Genomic DNA, 26,032 nt, shown 5'->3' with positions numbered 1-26,032 from the left:
CAAATCAGTTTATTTTGATAAAAGTATCGTTTCTTCATCTTCTAATGCGGGTCTTGGAATTAATTTAAAACGTCGAATTTGTTCATGTTTTTTTAACGAACGCAGGCTTAATACGCTGCTCCAAGTATTGTTATCAGCTTGCCAATTCCACTGAGCTTCTTTTTCTTCGTCGAAGCTGCTCCCCAGTGGCTCATAACCAGTATTAACCTTTTCGGCCCAGTAAACGCTTGTAGGCCGCGGCAATCCAATCACTTTAATGGGGTACCATCCTTGCCCACCTGAAACACTAAATCCTTGTATCGCTTCGGCGTAAGTTATTTCAGGTAGTGTTGACTCCACATTCGTACCATCAGCTCTGATAATGGTAACTTGGTTTTTAACCGCCTCATTGATGGTTAAGGCTTGTATTCCATTTGTACCCTTTATAATTTCTTTGATGTTGGCATCTTTTCCAACGTAAAAGTTAGCACTAGCTGGTAACGCTAGGACTTCAACCGTGGCATTGATAATATCCCCCGGCATTAATTGTGTTATTTGTGGATCAATTCCTAACTCAATATTCACATTGCCAGCTTCGTTGTTGTCACCGACTTCGTACGAATGTAGCCAAGCATTATTCAGTTTTTTACCCGCAATAGTTGCGTTAAAGTCACGAAGTATTGCCGCACGATTTCCATAACCGGTGCGTAAATTATGAGGGTTGAGCTGTGCAGGCAACAAAGCCCAAGGAGCGTTTCCAGGCCAAGGAACCGCAGCTGATTTGATTTGTTTCGCACTTTGCAACGGAGTTAACTGTTGTGAAAGTTCGTCTACCTTATTACCTTGGCCATATTTCACAGATAACGAGCGCCCTGATGCATAATAATCTGTGCCAAATTGAAAGAGTGCAAAACGCGAAATAGCTAAAGGCTTCAGCACTTCAAATTCAAGTTTTATATAACTACGATTTAAATCATCACTACGTGGCATGATAAAAGTACTGCGCAATGTTGCAGAATCATTTGTGGTGATTTCTGCTATCGATACTTCAGATAAAATAGGACCTAGTGAATGGAACTCTGTTTTTGCTTGTTTCCATTGAATGTAGCGGCCGTTTTCATCATGTAATAATCCAGTATCACCACCGCCAATATTGCTGGTCCAGTCATAGCCCTTATCATCACTTTTGTTTTTCATACCTTTTTGGAACAGCGGCCTAATATCAGTGATCATTGACCGACGTAGGGCTCTGCCAGGTTGAAAACAAAAGTGTTCACTCCAATTGCCTAAAGCCGCTTGCAACCAAAAGCCATTGCCGCCCCAACCTACTAAACTTAATTGCGCTACTGATGCTGCTGGTACGCCATTCCAATTGGCATGCACTATTTCATAGGTATAGTTGTGATGACTTTTTGCCGGCACTTTTAAACTAATAGATGTATGAATCCAAGCGCCATCATTCTCTATCCGTGGCAGTCCTGCACGAACGTGCCAATTTTTGCTGACCTGAATGGGCCAGCCTGTTTGGATACCATTATGGTCACGCAAAATAGGCACAAAACCGATTTTTGAGTGTTTGGGATGTATAAATCGTAAATTCACCGTTTGCGCTTGAGCACTATCATTGCTCAAAGAAAAACGATTTGTTGTTGTTCGATTTAAAACATCAAGGGAGGTTCGACTTAATCGTTTTGATTGCTCTATCTCTGGCAGTTTAATTTCCCATGCATTATTTGCAGCTTCAAAAGAAACAGTTGAGTGTTTTGAGACAACTTTTATGTCGGTAACTGGTGTTTGTTCCAAATCAAACCACTGCACCTCTTGGTTTGCTGTCAGGTTATAAGCCAGTGCTAAGGTAATATTTTGTTTATGTTTATTTTTAATAGCCGGATTTATGCCTTGCCCCTGATTAGACCATACTGGATTAATAGCGCTAATCTTAACCTGCTTGGTTGATTTTAATGTTAAAGATATAGAGCCTGAGTTGTGCCAAGCCTTCCAATCTAAATGACCTTCTACATCAATAATTTGATCGACATTATTATCTGGAACTAAAGAAAACTCATGGAAAGATAAGTATTGAAACCAATTACCGGTTTCAATTAAACGAATTGGAAAAGCATGATTGACGTTAGGTGGTAATTGTAATTTTAATGAATATTTATCGCCTGCCGTGGTTACAATTTCAAATGATAATGAGCTGGTTTGGGTTTTATCTTTGACACCAAAATGAAATTGCATATTGATTGGATTAACTTCAATTTTGTTCTGCCCTGCTTGCCAAACTAACGCCGTTTTATGTTGATTAAAACCACGTAAATGCTTATCTTCTGGGCGATCCACATTCAAATATGGCACGCCATTTTTCCACATTAATGAAGCAGGGTAAGCGTTGCTATTTGGCGTGACGGGATTTCCTGAGTCATTTATTTCTGCTGTACTGCTATAAATTTGATTTGCGCTATTGCAAGAAACCAGCATTAGACAGATAAATGGGATGAACACTATTTTCATTCGATATTCCTACAACGTGCAGTGAAATATATTCAAGCCTGTGGTGGATCAAAGTGTATTCGGGCCGCAAAAGGCTTATTGGGATATTGTTTAGTGATACTTTTTTAAAAATGAATCAATACTGTTTAAAATAACCTTTGCTTACTCAGTGTCTTTAAGTAACGCAGAGGCAAGCGCTAAACCATTAGCGCTTGCTTCAATACGAAAGTTGCAACAATTTATTCAGCTAAAGATCATTCTTCACCGTAATAAAATGCATGAGATGGTAAACGGGTTGTTTTCTCACTTAGACCAAATAGGTTTTGCTGAGATTTTTCAATGTCTTGGGAACTGATAAATAGGTCACCTTGAGAAATGTTTGGCGACATGAACAAAACACGTTCATTCTTTGCTAATTCGATGTGGAAAAATCCACGTTGGTCTTTTCTCACAAGCGTATTGTCAGCCAACTTACCGTCAATATAGATAATTGGGTTAGCAATATCAGGATTAATAACTAACGGCGTTCCCACTAAACTTTGCAGCTCTACAAATTGAGTTTGTCCGGCAGATTTTTTAGCCGTTACCAAAAATGCACCTTGAGTCCGTAGTTGATGAAACGCTAAATCTTCCCAATGTTTAGGAACCGCAGGAAATACCCTAACTTTACCGCCCCAGCTTTGTAATAACATGTCGTGCACTGAGGTAGCATAAGATAGTGGACTTTCTATTACCGGTTGCGTTTTCACCTCGGCGTACATAGTCGTAGGTGAAACATTTTTATGATTAATAAAAAAGTCTAAATATTTATAAGCTAGCTCGCCATCGCCTAAAGTTGCGTAAATAGAACTTGCGCCAGTTGCGGTATAACCAGTAACTTTCATCGCGCTGGCCTTTTTCTGACTATACATAGTCACGTCTAACCAATGGTCTACCGATGTCCGTGCAAGCTTGGCATCTTCCTCGTTATCCACATTCAATTGGGCTAGAGGGTAAATCGGCAGTAAATGTGAATAGTGGCGGTGCGGCTTATCAAAAGGAATATCTTTGCCTATCCGTAAACCATTCTCGTCTACTTGAAAAGGCACAAGATTGTCTAATACCCGTTTCCATTCGGCTGAGAGTGGATCATTCATATTATTGCTTTGATCAAGTTCGATTAAGGTTTCGAATGTCCAACGTAACAATCCAATCGTGAAATTGATGTCCTGACCTCGACCAGGCTTATATTCAGGAGACCAACTGTATTTGATATGAATAGTGCCATCATCAGAAACTAAAGCATTATCTTTTAAATAATTTAAGTAGCTATTGCCGGTTTTTCGCAAGATAGGAAATAAGCCATCACGCAATCGCTGCTCATCACCTGAATAAACGCAATGTAGCCAATAATCGTGTAATAACCAAGCCAACATATCAGGGACTTTTGCACCATTAGTCGACACCATATCTTGCGGGAATAATGCACCAACAGCGGCACTGTCTTTCCAATGTTTAGGTACGTTACCAGTTAGGTTGTCATGATATTTATCTATATTATTGACTAAGGATTCTCCCAACTCCATGCGGTTAGCTGTTAAGTGTGTCCAGTAAATTAGTTGAACATTCAAATCGCCCCACACCATTGGCCAGAAGGTATCGTTGTACCATGGCCCCATTAAATCAAGAATAGGACCATCGCCGCGGCTAGCTGACGCCAATTTGTACATTTGTATCCAATAAAAGGCTTCTTTTTCTGGCTCACCGATAGATAAAAAACTTTGTGGGTAATAGTTATGCCACCACTGTTGGTGGGTTTGAAAAAACCGCTTTTCGTCTAATAATTCACGGGCTTTTAGTAGATTCGCTTTCACTTTTTGAAGACTGTTTTTTTCAGGGAAACTATGATGGATACTGGCTGATAAATATTGTTTGCCAGACTCTTTTCCAAGCACTTCCCAGCCAACAGTAGTTTCACCACGATGTTGGTACAATGGTTGAAAACTAAAATTCATATCATCTTCTTTGAATACTGAAGCTTTCGGAGGCATAGGCATGGGCGCATTCCGCATGCGATCCCAAAGGGCAGATTTAGGACCTCTTCCTCTATCGAAAAATCCTTTTACCGGTGGATAAGGCTCATCCGGATGCCAACTTATAGTGATTGACTCTCCGTCTTTAGCATCAGTTTCAAAATAAATGATATCTTCTTCACTATGCGTGATGCCTTTAATTGCATATGAACCAAGGCTTGTGGTGATTTCACCGGTTAGCTCTGCGTCATATAATCCAAGTCTAAGATCTACTTTTTCAATATCACCTTTGGAGGTAAGATTAAAATGTCCTAAGGGCAGTCTACCTCGGTAGATCCATAGCATTTCCTCACCTTTATAAGGTAAGCGATGGTCGTAATAATCATGTCTACCTGTATGTATAGAAATAACATTTTTGGCTTCATTTTCAGCTTGATAGAATAAAAATCCGACGTTACCGTTTCCGGTATAAGGAGCGACGGTCCATTTATCTGGGATCCGATCCCAAATCAGATCTTGTTGTGATAGAAAGGATTTATAATCGATGTTTACTGCTACTTTGGGCTTAACCATTTCCGCAGCAGCTATCCCTTCATTATTGTTCGAGCAAGATGCTAAGAATGAAGCCCCAACCAATAACAAAGCACATTTAAGATGGTCAGTTTTAAGCGTCTTCATTTTATTTTTTATAGAGTGATAATTAACCAAGGTATTTCCCCAATTTCTAATTCAATACACCTAGAAATTCTAATAAATATTAAAAAGAGAATGATTATTTTGCATACGGATATTATAGCAGCCGTAACAATATTTCAAACATTGTTTAACATATGAAACGAATTATTTAAAAATTAATTCGCTTTATTAAATTGATAATTAAACAATTGAAAAAGGGCAATGCAGCCCTTTTGGTTGGATGAATTGTAAAAATCACTTAGCGGTGTTGATGAGGACTCAATAATCCCGCGATGAACTTCTGTTTGGATATTTAGAGCTCAGCGATTACATCCCACTACTCAAACTGCTTACTCCCTCGATATACCTCATTGTGATTTACACTGTCGCGATCATTTCCATGTCAATCTAGCTTCTTGTGTTTGTACATTCAGATAAACAGAACAATATGCAAACTCTCGGGTGAATATATAACCATCCCTTTTCGCAGGTCCTTTAGGAGCGCCAAGCCTATTTTTAAATGCGGGGAAAGTTTGCATCCAAGTTCGATTGCGTTGCTCGCCATGTTTATTGGTTTGTACGCCAAAACCATCGTGAGGGTAAAAGTAGCTATACTTTTCGGCCATTACCAAAAAGATAGCAGTTAGATAATCTAAACGCTTTTGAATGTGTTGGATATTGCCTACTTTCTGACGAGCCTCATCAAGTCCAATTTTTGAACTGTCTTGTTTTAATGCCTCACCAAGTCCTGCGGTAAAAGCTAAAATTTTCCCTTCTCGAGCAGCCTTTTGACCAGCTTCTATCCCCTTAACAAGATAGTCAGGTTTGGAAACACCACCAACGTTATGCTCAAATCCTTCGAAATATGAGCCATCGAAATATTCCATATATTCCAGTCCAGCGTTATCAAAACGTGCTCTGATAATGTTTCCCAAAATAATGTTGTCATCGCGGAATTCGTTATTAATTGCGCTGAGTAAGTCATGATATCCAGCGATTAACGCATCCGCTTTGGCTTGTCCCAGCTTCTTTGATTTAGCAAAATAGTAGCCAATAAGTACTTTGATATTGGCATCGATGAATAGGCCATCTATTGACTCATCGGTTAACATTTCCTTTGCGTCTTTGAGCCACCACTGTTGGACCTCACCCTTGGAGATATCGAAAAACCTCGTATTGCTGTTATCATTCACCACAGGATAATCGCCATCGTCAGTCTGCAAATATCCATTGGGTATTCTGCCGAGATCTTTGCTCGCTCCGCTGTGCCAATCTATAACGATATTTTTATAATAGAGTATCTTGCTTTTTGGATTAATCTGTTTGATTGCACGAGCTGCTTTCAAGGTGCCTTCTTGAACCGACCCTTCTTTTTTACCCTGAGCTTTTTCTAAGGTGATAAGTGGAAATTGGGCTAAATAGTTAAGTTCATCCTTGCTATATGATGTCTGTTTCCAAACGTGCATATATAGCGGCATAGTATCCCAAGAAAACTCTGGATACTTGTCTGAATTTGTTGCTAATGCCTGATTAAAAATTGCCAAACCTGTAAACAACGTTATAGCTTTAAACGTCTTCTTTAACATTGTTTATTCTCCTTCCCAGCCATTAATTTTCAAAATATATCCCGCGCTACTGTCATCATCGTGACAAGCAAGGTATAGGTAATCCGGTTTGCCATTTTTCCATAAAATACTTGGCCGCTCGCTACGAGCCAGTTTGTGACCGTAATAAATTTGGTTCGTTTTATAGGCTTCACTTGGTGTGCCCCAATCAAGGCCATCTTTCGATTTATACAGTAACCCCGGTCTCCATCCCCCTTTCTTTGCATCACCGGTATGCTTACCTTCCAGCAACGCCGACACATCTTGTCGATCTTCTAAGATCATGTAATACATGCCGTTGTAATAAAATGCATAAGGATCTTCAATATCCACTTTTTGCTCTGCATAAGTGATCACAGGACCTTTTTCAGAAACCCTATACGGCCCTTCAATATTGTTACTTGTGGCGAGCGAGATCTCACGATAAATCTCGCCTTCATGGGTAGTCATGGTTTTATGGTAAATCCTATACTCACCATCGGGCGCGACAACAAAAGTAGGATTTGAAGCATGTTCACCATTTTCAGGTGTCGCTTTTATAATTGGATTATGCGGACTTTCGATCCAAGGCCCCATTAAAGATTGGGTGGTTGCTATGCCCACTTCTTGCTTTGAACCGTTCTCGTCTTTGTATCGATTTAATAGAAACACGAGAACGAATGTGTCGCCCACTTTTGAAATTTGTGGATTATGATAGCTGGCACTGTCACTGACCAACACATCACCTAGCAGCGTATATGGGCCTTCAGGTTTATCTGCTATCCAATGTACAATTTTACTATGTTTAGTCCATCGGCCATTTTTAGGAATAATAGAATTAAAGACGTGTACTTTACCGTTGTCATCATAAATCGGCGCCATCCCCCATGTCCAAGTTCCTTCTGGCGCGGGCAAGATAAAAGGTCCTGGCAACATAGATTTTACTAAGGCTGATTCTTCGATGGCTGCTACTGACTGGGACAAAAGTCCAAATACAAAGGCAGAAATAGCTATATATATTGTTCTCATCAACTCTCCACTTTGGTTTAACTTAAATCAAATCACAAACTCAGCCAGTAGGACGATGAACATTAATTTATCTATTTTTGTTTATTGCATTTCTACTTAGCAAATTGCGTATAAATAGACGTCATATGAATAATATCAATTAGTTCGACGCCTTCGATTTTATATCACATACAAATCATCATTGCATATATAAAACAAAATATAATTAAAACATAGTCAACATCATTTATTGACATCAGATGCAGCTAACTTCAAACTCACCTGAAAAGTCGCTGATTGACCTGCCGACAAACTCACTTTTGTGTAATTTTCGCCGAATTCTGAGGGACCCAGTATGTGCTCTTCACTTGCCGTTATCTGTTTAATTGGCGACGGAAATTTCATATCGAAATGACTCTCTCTTGTTGCTACTAGGGATAGCTCAATTTGTTTTGCCTGCTCACTCCATTTTGCTGAAACTTTAATTCCTAGCCGGGTTAAAATATCGCTAAAACTTCCTTCGTCCCAATCACCTGGAATCGCTGGTAAAATACGTAATATGCTTTGCGTAGAGCCTACTAACATTTCAGTAACTGCTGCGCTATAACCAAAGTTCGCATCCATTTGAAACGGTGCTGTTGGCCCCCAAATAAGCGGTAAGGTCGCGCCCATGTTTCGCCAATCATTGTGATAGGTAAATAGGTTTTGACCTAAACAACAACGGGTTAAAATATCCAAGGCTTCTTGTGCTTTTTCACCGTCATCTAAGCGCGCATAAACATTTGCCATATGTGCAAGTGACCAACCGGTTTGTGATTTCAGACCAATACGTAAACGTTTTTCAATGGCAACTTTGCTGGCCTGAAATAGCTCAGGTTCAGACTCAGCCGTAATTTCTTGGCCGGGGAATAATGGATAGATATGGGATTGATGACGATGCTCATAATTGTCTTTAAAATCAGGATGCATCCATTCACGTAACGCGCCATCTTCATTCACTGCATAATTTGGCATATCAGCAAGTAACGCTTTCCAACGTTTCACACCGGCTTGCTCTATATCCAATAGTTCACTAGCTGCTATTAAATTGCGCAGTACTTCTTTGGATATCGCAAAGGCAATGGTTGAATTAATTTGTACTTTTACTTTATGAACACGACCTGTTTGTGCATCGGTAATATGCATTTCTGCGGGTTCGTTTTCTGGTGATTGGGACGGAAAAATCATATTTTTACCGTCAGGTCCCTTAACAATAAAGTCTTCATAAAATAGCGCTACTTCTTTCATGAAAGGAACAGCGCGATTTCTCAAAAAGTTTTCATCGCCGGTAAACAGGTAATAATCATAATAAAATGCTGCTAGCCACCCCGCAGCATCGGTCCAGTTAACCACATGTGGTGCGGTATGGCGAAGCACCCCGGAATCTGGAGACATAAAGGGAGGAATATAAATACCCCGTGTTCCCCACAATTTACGTGCGTTTTCCCGAAATTCATCAATATGGCTGTCAAAATAGTCATAAAACGCCATCATCGACTCTTTCATATTACCAGGAAGGCCCTGCCAATAGGTCATTTGCAAGTTTTCGTTGATACCATATAAAGAGCGCCAAGGTGGGCTATAATAACCATTCCAAATACCTTGTAAATTCGCAGGATAGCCACCAGCTGTACTGCTAGAAATAAGTAAATAACGGCCATACTCAAACATCTTTTGTTTAAGCTCTTTAGATACATCACCTTGATAAGCATTGAGTAACAAGACTTCATTTGGCGTGTTATTGCTACCATTTGGATTGATATTGACGTTTATGCTATTAAATCTCTGACTTTGTAGGGCACTATGCCGCGCAAAATAGGCGTCATAACCTTCATCAATTTCGGCAAGTTCGCTTTTGAGCCGGGCAATTGCAGTAGAACTATCTTCGTTGGCAAATACGGCGATGTACAACGTCACCTCGTCTGCATTTTGATAGCTAATTTTACCTTCCGTTTGTCCAACATAGCCGTCTAACTTTCTTTTTGCACTAGGTATAATGTTCAGCGCTTGAGCATTGCTACCATCAACAACCACACGCACTACGCCACCAAATTCACCGCGATCACTGCCTGTTGAACTAAAACTAATAAACTCACCATCGGCGTGACTTTTGTATCGGAAGCCCGGATCAAAATTGCCACCTTTTTGTGCGATAGCATCCCGTAAATCGTGAATATCTAAAGTGACTTCACCCGTAATCGATTTGGCCTTGTTCGCTTTAATAGACATCAGCGATATTTGATCAGGGATTGAAACAATCAAACGACGGGACATGCTAATGTCACCATCTCGCCATTTCACTTCTATTTCACCGGTTTCAAAATTAAGCGTGCGCGCATAGTCTGCGAACATGCGTTCAGCGTTTGTAGTTACCAAAAGATCAAACGCGGGGTGGTACTTGGCATTGGCACTATCTAGTCCTTTTTCCCTTAATTTATTGGTGTAATGATAGTTAGCCTCAAGGTACTTTTTATCCAACATCAGTTGTCGCACCACGGGTAGTTCATCTGAAACGTCGGGCAAAGGTGATATTTTGCCGCCATACCATAATTCATTGTGGTTAAATAACACGCGCTCTTCAGCTATCGCACCGTATACAGTGGCAGCGATGGTGCCGTTGCCAGCGGGTAAGCCTTCACGCCAATTAAACGCTGGCGTAACCATAGTAATACCGTGTTTATATGCAGTCGTTAACGTACTCTCTTTACGTTCAATAGTCGGTGATTGCATTGTTGAGGGCTCGCCACTACACCCCACCACTAACAACAATCCACTTAAGCTCAGTAACATTAACTTTGCAGTATAAAATGCTCGTTTGAAAATCATAGTCAGTAACTAACCTTCGCAGATTGTAAGCTATCAAGTATGGCTAGCCGACGTTGTTGATCGGCATCAATGCCGAAATTAACCTGCCAATTAATTTTTGGTTTGGGTTCGCCCTTGTTGGTTCGTTGATCCTTTATGGATTTCTGAACAGCGCTGTGGAGGCGTGCAACTATTTCTGGGTTTTGTCGGGCAACATTAACCGTTTCACCTTGGTCGTCTTTTAGGTTAAAAAGGGTTACATGTTGGTACCATGGTTCGTTACTTTTGGGCGTAAAGTAGCCTTCTTTTAGCTTTTTAGCGTTTATTTGATTTCGTTGTCTAATCTCTGCGATTTCTGCTAAAGATTTATAGATGAGTTTCCATTCACCATCACGTGCAATTAAAATGTTATGTAAACTACTGATAATAACCTCTCGTTGCCCAACAGGCGCTTCCTTACCGTGTAATTGAGGTAAAAAACTTACACTATCAACAGCATAATCAGGTGTTGGTTGACCGAGAATATCAGCGGTGGTGGCAATAAAATCCTCTAAGGTAATATTGTCGTTTTCTCTACGATTCAATTCACCTTTAATGCCTTTAGGCCACTTGACTAAAAACGGCACGCGATGACCGCCCTCGAACAAAGTGGCTTTTTCGCCACGTCGTCCGTCGTGAGTGTCGTGCCCTGCCTCTTTAAGTTCTATTGTTGCGCCCGGGTAAGAGCCATTATCGGCAGTGAAAATAACTAGCGTGTTCTCTGATAAACCTTTTCTGTCTAAAGCATCGAGCACTTGCCCAACGGTCCAGTCAATTTCCATACGGTAGTCAGCATTCGGGCCAATTTTGCTCAGCCCTTGAAATGCTTTCGAAGGAACAACAGGCGAATGCGGTGCATTAAGAGGCATATATAAAAAGAAAGGCTCATCTTTATTTTGTTGTTCAATTGCCGCTACGGTACGTTTTGTAAATTCCCCCAGAACTTGAGAGGGCTCAAGATCAGGATCAGCAAAGCCGGTGCGATGACCAAATCGATTCTTACCAACAAGGTGCTCTGTAGGTATTTTACTTGCTTTATTATCGACAAGATAAACGTATGGTGCAAAATCTAAACTCCCCGCAATACCGAACCAAGAATCGAATCCATGGTCGGTTGGACCGCCATAAAAAGGCGCACTAAAATTAATGCTTTTATCTTCGCTAAGCGTCGCTTTATGGCTCATACTTTGTCGTGACTTCATCACTGAGCCATCTTTCATCGTCCAACTTGTGCCAAGGTGCCATTTACCCACCATCAATGTTTTATAACCTTGGCTACGTAAAAAGGTAGCAACGGTTTCTTGCCCTTCAGGCATAATGCGAGAGCCATAATTAGCGGCAAGATTAACGTTTTCACGCCAAGGATATCGGCCCGTCATAAGACCATAGCGTGTAGGAGTACAAATAGATGAACCTGTATAGGCTTGCGAAAATGCGATGCCTTCTTGAGCAATTCTATCAAGGTTTTTGGTCTTTATTTTTCCATGGGGAGCAAGTTCTTGAATATCTCCATAGCCCATATCGTCAGCCAAAATATAAACAATGTTAGGTTTGCTAGTGTCTGCAGATACTGAGGGAGACAAGGTGAATATCACGCAAAGTAATGTGACGTTTTTCAATAATGATGTTCTTGCAAATATTTTCATTGTTTATCCGTATGTTTAATTGCCCATTCGTTTTATCAAAACTGCCCCTCACAACCTGAAGAACAGTCAAGCTAACAAGTCATTTCAAATAGCGACAAATAGGTACTTTATTTACTTAATAAGTTAACCAAATCATTTGCTCTTTTTGATTTCTTACAATGATCAATTTAAGGCCTTCTTGCCATTCCGTTTGATCGTATGCATCACGTAAATCGGTATTGCTGACTATTTTCTGTTTCTTATCATTAACAATGGCGTAAAGTACGACGTCCCCAACACGCAAACCTGCATTTTGCGCAATGCCACTTTTAATGGTTTCAACAAATGCGCCTGCTATTTCAGGAATACCCAAGGCAGACTGCTCACCTAGTGTTGTAACCGAATTAAATTGCGCACCAAATAAGCTAATTAAATGATCGTGTCGGCCTTTCGCGTCTTTATTTGTTAATTCGGGAATGCTGGGTTGCTCGGCTTTTTCTTTTAAGTGCTTGCTTAACACGCCAAATTTATCCATCGCAAAGTTTTTAAAACCAATTTTATGGGCAGGTGATGCTTTACCAACGTGATAGTTGCCAGATTGTGGGTCGACGAACTGCGGGTCGCCATAAATAGAGTGTTGGTCAGTATTAAATGCTTGCGACGCCTTTAAGTGTTGTTCTGTACTAAATAGGTTGTAGTCAATTTCTTGCCCCCACTTTTCTATTTTCATTAGCGCCGGTTTGTAGGAGCCAAAGACAATATTATGACGAAATACATCTTTACTATTTTCAAACCACACATGTGGATGCAGAGAATTATTGATCACAATATTGTTCTCAACGACCCGATTAAAACCCTCACGCAATTTAATGCCACCGCTTAATGCCAGATTATTATAAATTTGATAATGGGAAGAACCGTCATCCAAATCTATATCCCAGCCATGATCACATTGAAAACGATTATTCCGAATGACAATGGGCTTTAACACATCGAGTTTGTACAAATCAGGATGTGTTTTGGCGATATCGAACAAAACGTTTCGATTCGGATGCCAAAAACGATCCCGTCCCCAGGAATTAAATGCGCCATGGTCACTGGTTTCTAACACAGTATCAAATACGTCGTTGTATTCAATGATGTGCCCACCCCAAGCCCCCTCACCAATGTTAATACCGGCACGGGGAACATGATAAATAGAATTGTGGCTAACGGTAATATCTGCCGCCATTTGAATTTGCACGCCAGCTACTTGTTTTTCAATTTGTCCTATGTGGTGGATCAAATTATCGTGCGCTTTTGAGTTAGCCGGGTAATTAGCTGTTTTGGGCCCAGCTTGCATATCCATATCATCAAGTTCTACATATGTGCGATATTGAAAACTTGGCGAACGTAAAGCATCTGGGCTGCCAACAAAGGCGATAGCACTGGCCCCAATATTAAAAATCTCATTACTAGCAATAGTCACATTACGATTATAGTTACTGACAAAAACGCCATTCCCCCCTAACTCGGTAAACACGTTATTGCTGATTTGGCAATTTTCAGTGCATTCTAGCACAACAGCACCACCGCGATAAATCGTCCAATCGCTTCGCTGCAACGGCTCTTTGGTTTGCATGAATGTCTTTTTAGTTTGGGTAAAGGTAATACCTTGTATATGGATATTTTTAACCGGCTGATTAATGCTGCCCCGCAGTTCAATAAGATGTGCCGATTGAGATACGGTAACTTTGCTATTTTTTATATCGAAGTCTTGGGAAGGATAAAAATATAAGGTTTTGGTTTGTTTATCAAAAAACCATTCGTTTGGAGCATCAAGCTCTTCGAAAACGTTTTCTACATAGCGGTACATGTTATGCAAACCAGAAGTTCGATTATTTGGGAAACCACCTTCTAAAATCACCTAGCCACTTTCGTCTACACCGGTAATTTTATAGTGCATGCCGCCCCAGCGAGAACGGTGTAAAGCATGCACAAAACCGCCCTCAGGATTTTTCCATGTTGCAACACGTTCACGGGCAATCGCATCAGTCGCAAATCCGTTAAATATAGCAATATCTTTATCAAAATTAGGATAACGAGCTCTAACTTGTTGTTTACCATCGATGAAAAGCAAGTCGAATTCTTTTGCATTAACCTGTGTTTTTAATAGCCTATCGTTATGACGTTGCCACTGGGGCTTTATTGGTGTTGCGCCGCTCAATACTACCTGATGATTATTTACCGGTTTGATAACAAATGGGCTTTTTTCGGTTCCAGAAAATTCTGGGCCTAAAATAATCCCTTGTGTCAGATGATATGTACCTTCAGTTAACTGAATTTCGACCGACTTTTTTTGTGCTAACAGTTTTTTAGCGTGAGAAAGTGCATCTATCAGACTATCCCCGCTTGGATGAGCGACTAAAATAATGCGCTCACCATTGTGTGTAACCTTAAAACTGGAAAATACTGCTGTTTGCTGAGCCTTCGTCTGTTGGCTAGACGTTTCTGGCGTTGCCGCGTATTTACAACCTGTGAGCGCTATTAACAAGGACAAGCATAATAAAGTGGCATTTTTTTTGTTCATGTAAAGATTAATTCCCAGAGTAAATAGAGTACTTTATTGCTTATCACAGCATGTTATTTTATTTAAAAGCGCAAACAGAAAGTTGCAAATTGTTGTCGACTACTACCTTCTATTACGAATTTCCTGAAGCTCAACAAGTAATTGCTTGGCAATATCAGGGCGCTTTTCAAATAGATTAGTGGTTTCAGCTGGATCTTCTTTTAGGTTGTATAACTGCATTGCTTGTCCATCCGGCTTAACGCGAGTGAAACCACCACTGCCCTCACCTTCAATGAGTTTCCAATCTCCTTTTCGAATGGCAAACAAGCCTCTGTGAGAGTGATGAATAACGGCACCTCGCTGATAATTTGTGGTCTGTGTTGAGGTTAATTCAGAAGAAAAATCGACACTGTCTAAATTATCGAGCTGTTCAACATCTGCACCTGTAATAGATGCCACTGTAGCCAACAAATCATTTAGTACCACTAATGAAGAACTGACTTTGCCTGCCACAAATTTGTGAGGCCAGTTGATGATCAAAGGCACTCTATGGCCACCTTCATGGATATCTGCTTTTTGACCACGAAGCTTGCCATTGGCGTAGTGATGGTATTTTTGCTTGTCATTGTCGGTCCAATGGGCGCCGTTGTCTGAGGAATAAATAACGATGGTATTATCGGCAATGCCCAAGTGCTTGAGTTGCTCATTCACCTGTCCTACCAAATTATCCACATCCATCACAAAATCACCATAATGACCTGCAGCGCTTTTACCTCGCGACGCTTTGCTGGGTAACCAAGGAGTGTGTGGCGCTGGTAACGCATAATATAAAAAGAAAGGTTTTTTGTCGGCCGATTGTGACGCCAATTGAATTTGCTCTAATGCTTTTTGGGTAAGGGTTGGCAAAACGTTTTGATGATCAAAACCTTCGCCAATCAATCCTTTGCGCCAAAACCCCGCACCGTCATTTCGACGAAATTGACTTGCCTCCACAATTTTTCCAGTTAATGGTGTCGCTAAGGTCTCATTTTCGATAAACACATAAGGTTCCATATCAAGCGAAGCTGCTATCCCATAAAAATAGTCAAAACCCACTGAATTGGGACCTCGAGTCAACTGACTCCAATAGTCAGTCTCGGCATAGCCGATGCCCACATGCCATTTCCCCACCGCTATGGTGTTGTAACCTTGTGACTTTAACATCGATGCAATTGTGGTTCGGTCCGACTCTATAAGCGCTGGTGAGTGTCCTCTTAACACGCCACGTTTTAAATGCGTTCGCCATGCGTATCGACCTGTTAACAACGAATATCTAGAAGGGGTACATACTGCAGAGGATGAATGTGCGTCGGTAAAAGACACGCCTTGTTCAGCCATTTTATTAAGATTAGGTGTGGCAATTTTACTTGCAGGGTTATACGCCTGAATATCGCCATATCCCATATCATCAGCAAAGATAATGACAATATTAGGTTGTGCATTTTCTATCGGTTGTTTTGCTGTTTCATCGGCATAAGCGTCACTGTAAATCACGCCAAGCAATACAGAGGCAGTAAAACTGATCAATCGTGCTCTATGTTTATTAATACACATAGTTAGTTTTGATCCCGTAATTTAGACTTTACATGCTCAGGGATAGTTGCAGGGAACTGTTGTTGTAACCGCAACATTTCACCGCGAAGGGCTTTTACAACCTCTGGGTGCTGGGCAGCAACGTTATTTTCCTCGTACCAATCTTCTTTTACTTGGTACAGCTCTTCTATTTTAAGGGTATCGTTGACTAACAGTTTCCAATTCCCTTTCAGTATGCCGTAATTTGGCCAATTCGGTGTGGCAGTGCTTTTACTTCCCTTACCCGGAGGCCAAACCCAATACAAGGTTTTACTTCGCTCAAAGGTTTCGCCAGCAAGGGCTAAACGAATGCTTTGTCCGTCAGACACATACTCTGCAGGCAAAGTGGCGCCAGCAAGATCAGCAAAAGTGGGGAGTAAATCAACGGCATTTAAAACCGAGTTTTTATCGATAGCCCCAGCAGGTACAACGCCAGGCCAACGGGCAATAAAAGGTACGCGCACTCCACCAGCATATAGTGAACGTTTAGCGCCTTTTAATCCTAGTGTTTTACCCACTGAATAGAAGGTACCAAAGCCTGGACCAGTTGAATCATCATCCATAAACTTTCGCTCGCCGGTTACTTCAGGACCATTGTCTGAGCTAAAAATAACCAAAGTATTGTCGTCAATGTTCAGCTCTTTAAGCAGCGCCATGATTCGCCCAACATCGCGATCTCCAGCTGCAATAATGGCTGAGTAAAGCATTTCTTGTTCGTTTAAATGCCCGTACTCCTTCATTAATGCAGGTTCAGGATAATGTGGCGTATGAGTCTCATGGATCCACAAGTTGACAAAAAACGGTTGATCTTTATGGCGCTTAATAAAATCAATTGCTTGGTTAGCAGTCTCGGATGGCGGCATATTGTAACCAGGTAAATTAAACGCACCGTATTCGTCATAGCCGTATTCAGTTGGCAGTGGCGCATCTTCAATTTGTACATTGGTTAAATGCCATTTACCAAAATGTCCCGTGGCATACCCCGCATCTTTAAGGACACGTGGCAGCATTGCAGCTTTTGCGTCAAGCCAATCTGGCATGCCAGCTCGCTCGTGATGTTTAATGGTCGCAAAATGTTGATTTATGTTGTTTCTTGAGGGGAACTGCCCGGTCATTACAGCAGCGCGACTAGGAGAGCACACTGGGCTACTCACTGAAAATTGGTAAAAATCAGTTCCCTCTGCGGCCAATTTATCGATATTGGGCGTGTTAACTTGCTTATTACCATGAACACTCAGATCTCCCCAGCCCCAATCATCAGCAAAGATATAAATTATGTTGGGTTGCTTTACTAAGGGCTTGTCTGAAGAATGAGCGTTATTGTTAGACGATTTAGTGGAACCGCAGGCCGCCAGTCCCAAACAGATTAGGCTCGCTAATCCAACAATTCTAACCTGCTGTAATATTCTAGACACTGCATAGCTGCTTAGGTTGAGACTTTCGGCGACGCTAATAAAGTTATGTTTATCCATTTCTGACTTCTCTTTGGGATTATTTCGCCCAGAACATTAACCAAAATTTATAACAAAAGATTAACACAATGCAATCATATTTAAAATATTATTTTATATATGATAATTACTGATGATGTTTTTGAAAATGAATGCCTATCTTTACACTAGAAAGTCACTTCAGCCGTATAGAAAAAATTCACGTCCCTAGAGCTTAAACCTATATTTAATAAAGGCTACCCCTAGCTACGCCCTCTTAACGATTCGCTCTTAACTAGCAATTGACAAATTTCCCTAGACATAAAGAACCTAGTAATACCCTCCGCCATCAATGTTAAAAATACGTTTATTTTTCACATATGAAATGTTATTTTATTTTTAATGGACGGTTAACATTGGTTGTTCTTGTATGTGAAATAGTTCATATAAGTGCGTGGAATTAGTAGCAAAAACGATTTTTAAACAATTTGAAAAATTAATTAATACAACAAGTAAATAACCCAAAAAAGGGGGGGACACATGAAAATACGCAATATTTGTCGTAGTGCGGTAATCCTAGGCCTAATGTCTTGCAATGCTTATGCGGAAACAAAGGCTGCATGGATGCAAGGTAATTGGGGAATTAGTTATCGAATTCCTGGTGGCGATGTGGCTTACTCTGGTAGCCATGTAGCGGAATATAATGTAGACGCAGCAGTAGAACAAATTTCAGCCATTCCAGGTTTGAAGTGGGTACAACTTAATTTAACTAACGGTGCCTCTGGCGACCGGTTTATCGTGCCAGTTTCCGAGGTTGAAGCAATAAATCCTTTGTCAGCACCCAATAGTTATAATGATTTATATGACCCAACTATTCCCGGTCAAGATCTCTTTGATCAACTCGCTCTCGCTTTCAAAGCAAAAGGTATCAAAGTTATTGCTTATATTGCGACGCAAGGTCCAGGTATGCTCAAACACGGTGCGCAGAATTCAATGGATCTAGATAAATCCATTCCTAATTGTAAATCTTCTAAGCCATTAATTACTGATCCTAATACCCAAGTGTATTGCTCAGCGAATATGAATCGTTGGAGAGATTATGTGTTAGAGCAATATCCATCAAGCAGTCTTTATCGCAGCTTTGAATTGTCGATGGTAAATATTGTAGAAACATTATCATTGCGTTATGGAAACACAATTGATGGTTGGTGGTTTGATCATTCAGGATTTGGTGATAGCACATTGCTTCATGCCGCCGCTTTAGCTGGAAATAGTGATGCTGTCGTAACATTTAACGAAGGTGATAAAGTGCCTTTGGTAAATAACCCAGACACCCTAGACGATTATACCTTTGGACATCCAACTCCAATCGGTAGCGAAGTTTCGTCGGATGATAAAAACCTTCCCATGTTAACGTCGATTGAAGCTACATCAGATGGAGTTTTTCCGGGCACTGGTAATGATGTTGGTTCTGTTGGCCATATGTTCATGCCGCTCCAAGAAAGTTGGAATGGTGGAACCGTGGTATTTTCTGAAGCAAAAGGATCAGATTGGCTTAATCGAGCATTAAAGTCCGGAGGCGCTTATACATGGGCACTAAGTCAAGATAGTAATGATGCCCTTGGTGGCGGAGGAGCAAGAATCATTTCTGAACCACAAGTTAAAATGCTTGAACGAATGAATTTCAATATTGGCAAACAATTACATATGAATTTAGACGGCGCTGATGGCACTACTGCTTATGATGATTCAGTGAATCAATATACGGCTTCCGTATCAGGTGCTTCCTTTGTAAATGATGCAACGAGAGGAAAAGTTGCCAGCTTTACTGAAGGTGATCAGCTTGAGTTAGACAGCTATGCAGGCATTTTAGGTCATAATGCTCGTACGACTATGGCGTGGATTAAAACCTCAGACAGCAAAGGTGACATTATCGACTGGGGCAACAACACAACTGGAGAACGTTGGTGGTTGCGAGTAGTAGATGGTAAATTCAAATTGATATTAAAAGGACCTAATGTTTCAGGAACAACTGTGCTTAACGACGGCCAATGGCATCATATCGCAGTTGTCGCACCTGATAATATTGTTGAAAACATTCGAGTTTATATAGACGGTGTTTTAGAGAATGTTGCTGTGAATGATAATGCTTCTGCTACCTTTAATACAACGTCGGGTGGCAACGTGGAAATAGGTGGCGCGTACACAGGCCTTATAGATAAAGTTGTTGTTCACGATAGAGCGTTAGCCGAAAACGAAATTGCTTATGTTGTTAATTCAGCAAATGCAGACCTTGATTTAGAAGTAGCCCTAGATGTTCGATTTGAAGATTCTGCGAATTCAACTCGTGTGACAGACAGTTCTGTTTATAACCGTTCAGGAATTAACAGAGGTGCGATTAGCGGTATTTATGATGCTTTTCGTGACAGTCAAGTTTATTCATTTAGCGGTGTCGATAGTGGTGTAGATGTTGATGATTTGTATGACAGTGATTACGCACATGAAGTAGTAATGACAACTGATAACTCAAAAAACTCAAAGGGGTATAGTGGTGTTAATGGTGGTGAGCCACGCACGGTTATGGCATGGATAAAAACGACCTTTGGTGGTGCTGTTATTGCTCAATGGGGTAATAAGAATTCTGTAGATGGTGAACAATACGAAGTGCGATTAAAAAATGGCGCACTGAGATTAGATATCACCGGTGGAATTGTGAAAGGCACGACACAAATTAATGACGGTGAATGGCATCATATTGCGGTTGTTTCTTCCGATGAACATTTGGCAAATACTAAGCTATATGTAGATGGCGTTTTAGAAACATCGACGGTCTTAGGGTCTCAAAAGACCATAGATACAACGACACTCAATGGTGATAGTCGTGACGTAATAATTGGCAGTACTTTTGTCGGCGAGATGGATGACTTTATTATTCATCAACGGGCATTAAGACAGTTTGAAATAAAAAATGCTGCAGGTCTTTAATGATGTAACATCCAGCTAAAAAAAACTCTCTTTAGGTTGTGAACCTAAAGAGAGTTTATTTAAAATGTATGATTATAATTTTCGTTTAATGTTACCTGCCATTATGCCAAATAAGCACAACACAAATATCCCAATAGTTGATGGAGCGGAAACGGAAACCGGTGCAGCAAATCTTTCAAACCTGATACTATCCCAATAAGCTCTATTATTTAATCCATGCGCTATAAATTCCACAGAAACTAAATTATCCCAAATACCAGACAGGTTAATTTTTCCCGTTTTTGAAAAGTCTTCTGAAATATTCGACCCATCTGAGAGCAAGCCGTTTAATGTCACAGAAGACACCGGATTTCTACCATTCACATAGCCATTACCTGATTGAAATGACTGCAAAGAAAATAAATCACTATTATCGGTTGTTAAAGTAAATCCAGAGGTATTTGAGCCCGTCTCATCCCAGGTCATTAGGCGACCATTTTTTCCAGTAAAAGCAGAATCATTTCTATCCGCACCAAGTGATGCTAGACCTAAGGAAGTGCGTTCAATAATAAAGCCGCTTGTTTCTAAGCTATCAATTCTGAACTCACTTTTATCGACATTGAAATTAATGATAGCTGCAGAAGCTGAACTACTTAATGTGATCATACATCCCACCAATAGGGTTTTTAATAGTTTTATCTTCATATTATATTTTCCTAAACAAGTTGAATTTAAAGTTTTTATAAAACTTAGCTATTGATGAAAACCCTTAACCTACGGAGGGATGTCACAATATGATTACAATTCTACATAAAATTTTACATCTTTCATATATAAAAAACTATTTTATATTGATTTTTGTGGGATAAATTTACGCATTACGTGTGGTTAGCATTTAATTAATTTAGGGTATGTGAATACAGGTCGTGGATAGCAATGGGATTAATTATTCAGCTTAGAGATTTAAACTATTTATCAACTGCAAATAACACGGAAAGTCGATGACGTTAGTGACCTAATACATGCACTGCTAGCCAAAAAAATGTATCTTGTTTTGAGAATTGACGCTAACCGGAAGGCCGATATTCATAACAACCTATTATGCTTAGCTGCTGTCTTATTTTCGCGCTGACAATGTTCTACTGAAGCTTAATTGTTTTAATTTATATTAAGAATCCCTGGCAATCAGCGTTCCAAAACCTGTGATGTAAATTCAGATAAACAAAGCCCACTGCATTGCAGTGGGCCAACGTCTAATCAAACTCGCAGATTATTTTAGTTTATGAAATTTACTTTTTATCATAAACCGATTTTCATCAATTAAAATGAGACCGTATTCTTGCGCTTCTTTAGGAACCGTGAATGTGTAATCTAGCTTATTATCAGCAACATCTACCGGTATTTTTATATACGTGGATTTAACTTTGCTTTTCTTACCTTTTTTGTTTGCCGTAGCTTTATCAGATATTTTGACAAGGGCATAACTCTCAATAACGTTATTTTTACCCTCTTCTAATACAACAGAAACTTGACGAGATTTGCTATCAAAAGCATCACTCACGATAGTCGGAATGGAGGCTACTTGTTGTTTATGTTTTTCATCTTTAAATCTAGTAGGATCTTTGTAAGGATATTTTGCATCATAATCTTTTAGATATTTTTCTAATCTTTGAGATAACTCTTTGACAACTTCAGGCTCTTGTTTAGCGATATTATGCATTTCTTCTAAGTCGTGTCGTTTGCCGTTTTTGTATAGGCGATACAGGAGATAATCGCCACTCAAATAATTTTTATATAACTTAAAGTCTCCAGACCTTATGGCTGACTGTTGGGTAGAATTGAGACCAAAGGGATAATGCCACCATAACTCTTCTCTAGGTTTTCCATTTTCATATTTAACGTCACTTTCATTATCTAATAGTACGTTTGAAATATCTAAACCATCTAATTCCGCGCGATATTTTTCAGGAATTTCACTTTTTGTCAGACTTAATACAGTTGGGAAAAAATCTAATTGGTTGATTAAAACATCCTTTGTTTTTCCTTTAACAATATTAGGGCCGGAAATCAGCATTGGTACTCTAATACCGCCTTCCTGAGTATACTTTTTCCCCTTATCTAAAGGTGCATTATCCGACATAATTTCGTCTCTGCGTTGCTCCGCTCCGCCATTATCAGAAGAGAAAAAGATGTAGGTTGTTTCGTACAATTTTTTACCAGGATTTCTAGGATCGTCGGTTTTCTTTAAATAATCGACAACACGCCCAAGGCTCCAATCTAATGTGGTTACCATAGCGCCAAAGTAAGGGTTGGTTTGTCCGCCCGTCGTTATTGGAATATCTTTGGTAGGGAACTCCATGCCTAATTTATCAGTATAATATTGCAATAATTCACGGTTTTTCGTGTGAATTGGGTAATGCACCATCCAATGAGCTAAATATAAAAAGAAAGGTTCTTGCTTGTTTTTGTCCATAAATTCAAGTGCACTTTCAGTAACCTCATCGGTTGGATATGAGATCCCATTGGGTGAGTCTTTTGTAAAAGGATAGTACTTTTCGTCACTTAAACGATATGGGTCTTTTTTGCTGTGTGTTGCAAAATAATTAACTCGATTGTTCTTCCCTTTCGGCCCTTGGTGCGCGCCTCTAGACTCATTCACAAAATCAAAACCTTGATTCTTTGAGCTTTGAATCTGAAGATGTCCCGCGTGCCATTTGCCTACGTGGCCGGTTTTGTAACCATTCATTTTTAATGCTTCAGCGATGGTTAAATGCTCTGGACTTAATCCTTCGGGAAAATATGCACTAATGTATTTTTCCGATTTATGGGGAGCTGGAATTTGTCCGCCAACCACATTGGTTATACCGGTTTTAGCAGGATGTAAGCCGCTTAAAAGTGCTGCTCGTGAGGGAGCACAAGTGGGTGCGGGGGAATATCCATTAGTAAAATTGACCGCATCTTTTGCTAATTTTGCAATATTCGGGGTTTCCCAAACAACTGGGTCGTCTAAATCATTTAATTCGGTGTCTTGCCAACCTAAATCATCTGCATAAAATATAATTACATTGGGTTTTATTAACTCACCTTTCTCCTGACTACTGACGTAGTTACAAGAGAAAAATGCTAATGATACTAAGGTTAAGAATGTTTTGTATTTTTTCATAATATGTATTTATTCCACTTTACAGGCCTAATAATAATCTTTACATGTTCGCTAAATGATTAATCTGGTTAGCGTTTTCAAATAAATAATAAAGCGTGGCGCCAGCTAATTTAGCAAAGGATAAATAGTACAAAGGTTTTCCCATTCGCCCATTCCCTTGCAGTGCTAACAAACAATTTTTACATGGACTTTTGTCAATATCTCCTAAGGTTTATATGCTTACTAAAATTTCATCGAAATAAAGTGTGTGGAACAAAATAATAGCGCTATAAAAATAGCGCTATTTGCGTACTATGAATATTCACTAAAAAAGCAATACTGAGTCAATTGTGCCTATGGCAGTTTTTGCTGAGTAACGATAATTGCTTCATTTGTACCAGAATGATATGTAGAAGTATCAGTATGAATTTGCGTATTTTCATCGAAAGCTTCAAAGTCATCTTCAAATATTAGAGTCGTCCCTTCTACATCAGAGTAAATTTTTAGGTCGTCAATATACAAAGAGCCATCAGTTACCGGATTTGGAGAATCACCTAATCTAAATGCTGTATTTAAAACACCGTTTTCTACATCGCCTGGATGCGTAGAAAATGAAGAATAAGAACCATTAGTTATTACTAACGCTGGATCTGAAGAGCTTATCGGTGTGCCGTTTATTGATACGTTCATAGTTGGGGTAACTGTACCGTCAGCATTCGTCGCATCCCATGTTATGGCAACATCAACCCACTCACCAAGTTCAAATTTTTGATCGATGAGATGTTGATCATTGTTGTCACGAATAGCGATATCTCCATCTTTTAAAAATCTTAATTCAATTAACGCCCTTGCCGTATTGTTTCTATCGCCATAAAGACCCACGCGAGCACTTTGACTAGGATCATTCAGTTCATTCGTTGAATCAAAATTTTCACCTAGTTCATGTTTAAATAAAAAGCTCAACTTGCCTACTTCAAGAGTGCTTGCAAGCGGATTACCACTGCCATCGACTTGGTCGCCGATCACTAGTTTTAACTCACCTATATCACCATTTGATGGTGTTTCGCCTGTGCTCGTGTTGATGTTAGTATCAGTTAATTTCACGACTTTAGTTGAAATAAGATCAGCACCTGTAATTGTTATAAGCAGTGAGCTTGTCGTACCATCAAACGAAGTTAAGATAATCGTATCGACTAAATCATCATCATTACTCGTTAGCGCGGCAACCGTTGCATTATTGGTATCTAAAGTGTACGTCCAAGCTCCGCTTGCCGTTATGCTAAACACACCGTAAGTTGTTGTTATATCACTCAACTCTTCGAACGAACTCTCCCCTTCATTAAGGTCTGTAACAATCGCCGTTCCTGTAGCTGGTTCAGCCTCACTAGAGGTAATTGTAACGCTTAAATCACCTGAAAACTCAGCATCTACAGGAGGGATAGGTGCAACTTCATTCGTAGCTTCAGAGGTTACATCCTCCGCGAATCCGTCATTATCAACATAGGTAACCGTCACAGTAACCGTTTTACCCACTTCATCGTTAGTTAGCGTAACTGTCGGCGCATCGGTGCCGATAGAATCTGTGCCTGCTAGCCAAGCGTAACTGACACCTTGTAGTGACAAGCCGTTATCATCAGTGATAACAGCAGTTAATTCCTGTCCAGACTCCACAGTACCGGTAATTTCGACAACCCCTTCAACATTTAAAACAATCGGTTTGATCACCTCAGTGGCTGCTGACACAACGGATTCATCAAAACTATCATTATCGGTATAGTTCGCAGTGACCGTAATAGTGCTATCAATATCACTATCGGCCAATACATAACTATTAGACGTCGCCCCAGGTATTGCTACACCAGCTGACAACCATTGATAAGATACCGCAGACTCATTCACGCCATTCACATCACGAACTTGTGCAGTTAACGTTTGACCCGAAGTCGTCTCACCGGAAATAGACACACCACCTTCTACATTAAGTTGGTTGTCTGAATCAGTACCACAAGCAGATAATGCTAAAGCAAGTGCAGATACTGTAAAAATATTTTTTAAATTATTCATTTTTCGCCCTAAATT

Annotated in this window: 14 protein-coding genes; 1 reads left to right on the top strand and 13 read right to left on the bottom strand. The window is 40.1% G+C overall.

All coding sequences use genetic code 11. The features are described 5' to 3' along the window. Positions 1-9 precede the first annotated feature (9 nt). The 10 genes from Q4567_RS01065 to Q4567_RS01020 all read right to left on the bottom strand — a co-directional run bounded on the left by Q4567_RS01065 (position 10) and on the right by Q4567_RS01020 (position 17,889). Positions 10-2,493: a hypothetical protein gene (locus tag Q4567_RS01065; protein WP_303499018.1), complete on the bottom strand. Its 2,484-nt coding sequence runs from the start codon at positions 2,491-2,493 to the stop codon at positions 10-12. Positions 2,494-2,726: 233 nt separating this feature from the next. Further along, a complete protein-coding gene (locus Q4567_RS01060) occupies positions 2,727-5,162 on the bottom strand; it encodes a hypothetical protein (RefSeq protein ID WP_216048207.1) in 2,436 nt (811 codons plus the stop codon). 389 nt (positions 5,163-5,551) lie between these two features. After that, positions 5,552-6,745 (bottom strand): putative glycoside hydrolase, encoded by a 1,194-nt coding sequence (locus Q4567_RS01055; RefSeq protein WP_303499017.1) that lies wholly within the window; start codon positions 6,743-6,745, stop codon positions 5,552-5,554. A gap of 3 nt (positions 6,746-6,748) precedes the next feature. Beyond that, positions 6,749-7,771: a glycoside hydrolase family protein gene (locus Q4567_RS01050; RefSeq protein ID WP_216048205.1), complete on the bottom strand. Its 1,023-nt coding sequence runs from the start codon at positions 7,769-7,771 to the stop codon at positions 6,749-6,751. 222 nt (positions 7,772-7,993) lie between these two features. Next, entirely contained in the window at positions 7,994-10,615 is a 2,622-nt protein-coding gene (locus Q4567_RS01045; RefSeq protein ID WP_303499015.1) for a glycoside hydrolase N-terminal domain-containing protein, read from the bottom strand. A 2-nt stretch (positions 10,616-10,617) separates the two neighbouring features. After that, positions 10,618-12,279: an arylsulfatase gene (locus Q4567_RS01040; RefSeq protein ID WP_303499013.1), complete on the bottom strand. Its 1,662-nt coding sequence runs from the start codon at positions 12,277-12,279 to the stop codon at positions 10,618-10,620. Positions 12,280-12,394: 115 nt separating this feature from the next. Continuing rightward, complete coding sequence (locus Q4567_RS01035; RefSeq protein ID WP_303499012.1) at positions 12,395-14,164, bottom strand: right-handed parallel beta-helix repeat-containing protein; 1,770 nt, start codon at positions 14,162-14,164, stop codon at positions 12,395-12,397. Further along, positions 14,165-14,827, bottom strand: coding sequence for a hypothetical protein (locus Q4567_RS01030; protein WP_303499011.1), 663 nt, complete (start codon positions 14,825-14,827; stop codon positions 14,165-14,167). Positions 14,828-14,929: 102 nt separating this feature from the next. Further along, positions 14,930-16,372, bottom strand: a complete 1,443-nt coding sequence (locus Q4567_RS01025; RefSeq protein ID WP_303499009.1) for an arylsulfatase — start codon at positions 16,370-16,372, stop codon at positions 14,930-14,932. A 29-nt stretch (positions 16,373-16,401) separates the two neighbouring features. Further along, positions 16,402-17,889, bottom strand: a complete 1,488-nt coding sequence (locus tag Q4567_RS01020; RefSeq protein WP_303499007.1) for a sulfatase-like hydrolase/transferase — start codon at positions 17,887-17,889, stop codon at positions 16,402-16,404. A gap of 498 nt (positions 17,890-18,387) precedes the next feature. Here Q4567_RS01020 and Q4567_RS01015 point away from each other — a divergent pair, with 498 nt between their 5' ends. Beyond that, positions 18,388-20,832 carry a LamG domain-containing protein gene (locus Q4567_RS01015; RefSeq protein ID WP_303499005.1) on the top strand — a complete coding sequence of 815 codons (2,445 nt, stop codon included), beginning with the start codon at positions 18,388-18,390 and terminating at the stop codon, positions 20,830-20,832. Positions 20,833-20,904: 72 nt separating this feature from the next. On the opposite strand, the gene Q4567_RS01010 is transcribed toward Q4567_RS01015, so the two are convergent. From Q4567_RS01010 to Q4567_RS01000, 3 genes are all read right to left on the bottom strand, one after another. Then, a complete protein-coding gene (locus Q4567_RS01010) occupies positions 20,905-21,516 on the bottom strand; it encodes a hypothetical protein (protein WP_216048198.1) in 612 nt (203 codons plus the stop codon). Positions 21,517-22,081: 565 nt separating this feature from the next. Continuing rightward, positions 22,082-23,974: a sulfatase gene (locus Q4567_RS01005; RefSeq protein WP_303499003.1), complete on the bottom strand. Its 1,893-nt coding sequence runs from the start codon at positions 23,972-23,974 to the stop codon at positions 22,082-22,084. 333 nt (positions 23,975-24,307) lie between these two features. Beyond that, positions 24,308-26,017, bottom strand: a complete 1,710-nt coding sequence (locus tag Q4567_RS01000; RefSeq protein ID WP_216048196.1) for a VCBS domain-containing protein — start codon at positions 26,015-26,017, stop codon at positions 24,308-24,310. Between the last annotated feature and the right edge of the window lie 15 nt (positions 26,018-26,032).

The sequence above is a fragment of the Aliiglaciecola sp. 2_MG-2023 genome (assembly GCF_030548145.1).
GTDB lineage: Bacteria > Pseudomonadota > Gammaproteobacteria > Enterobacterales > Alteromonadaceae > Aliiglaciecola > Aliiglaciecola lipolytica_A.
Note: the sequence above shows the minus strand (reverse complement) of the source record. Positions and strands in the feature narration are given on the sequence as shown.

Coding starts and splice junctions, on each gene's coding strand:
- Q4567_RS01065 (WP_303499018.1), bottom strand. CDS start 2,493: ATGAAAATAGTGTTCATCCCATTTATCTGTCTAATGCTGGTTTCTTGC.
- Q4567_RS01060 (WP_216048207.1), bottom strand. CDS start 5,162: ATGAAGACGCTTAAAACTGACCATCTTAAATGTGCTTTGTTATTGGTT.
- Q4567_RS01055 (WP_303499017.1), bottom strand. CDS start 6,745: ATGTTAAAGAAGACGTTTAAAGCTATAACGTTGTTTACAGGTTTGGCA.
- Q4567_RS01050 (WP_216048205.1), bottom strand. CDS start 7,771: ATGAGAACAATATATATAGCTATTTCTGCCTTTGTATTTGGACTTTTG.
- Q4567_RS01045 (WP_303499015.1), bottom strand. CDS start 10,615: ATGATTTTCAAACGAGCATTTTATACTGCAAAGTTAATGTTACTGAGC.
- Q4567_RS01040 (WP_303499013.1), bottom strand. CDS start 12,279: ATGAAAATATTTGCAAGAACATCATTATTGAAAAACGTCACATTACTT.
- Q4567_RS01030 (WP_303499011.1), bottom strand. CDS start 14,827: ATGAACAAAAAAAATGCCACTTTATTATGCTTGTCCTTGTTAATAGCG.
- Q4567_RS01020 (WP_303499007.1), bottom strand. CDS start 17,889: ATGGATAAACATAACTTTATTAGCGTCGCCGAAAGTCTCAACCTAAGC.
- Q4567_RS01015 (WP_303499005.1), top strand. CDS start 18,388: ATGAAAATACGCAATATTTGTCGTAGTGCGGTAATCCTAGGCCTAATG.
- Q4567_RS01010 (WP_216048198.1), bottom strand. CDS start 21,516: ATGAAGATAAAACTATTAAAAACCCTATTGGTGGGATGTATGATCACA.
- Q4567_RS01005 (WP_303499003.1), bottom strand. CDS start 23,974: ATGAAAAAATACAAAACATTCTTAACCTTAGTATCATTAGCATTTTTC.
- Q4567_RS01000 (WP_216048196.1), bottom strand. CDS start 26,017: ATGAATAATTTAAAAAATATTTTTACAGTATCTGCACTTGCTTTAGCA.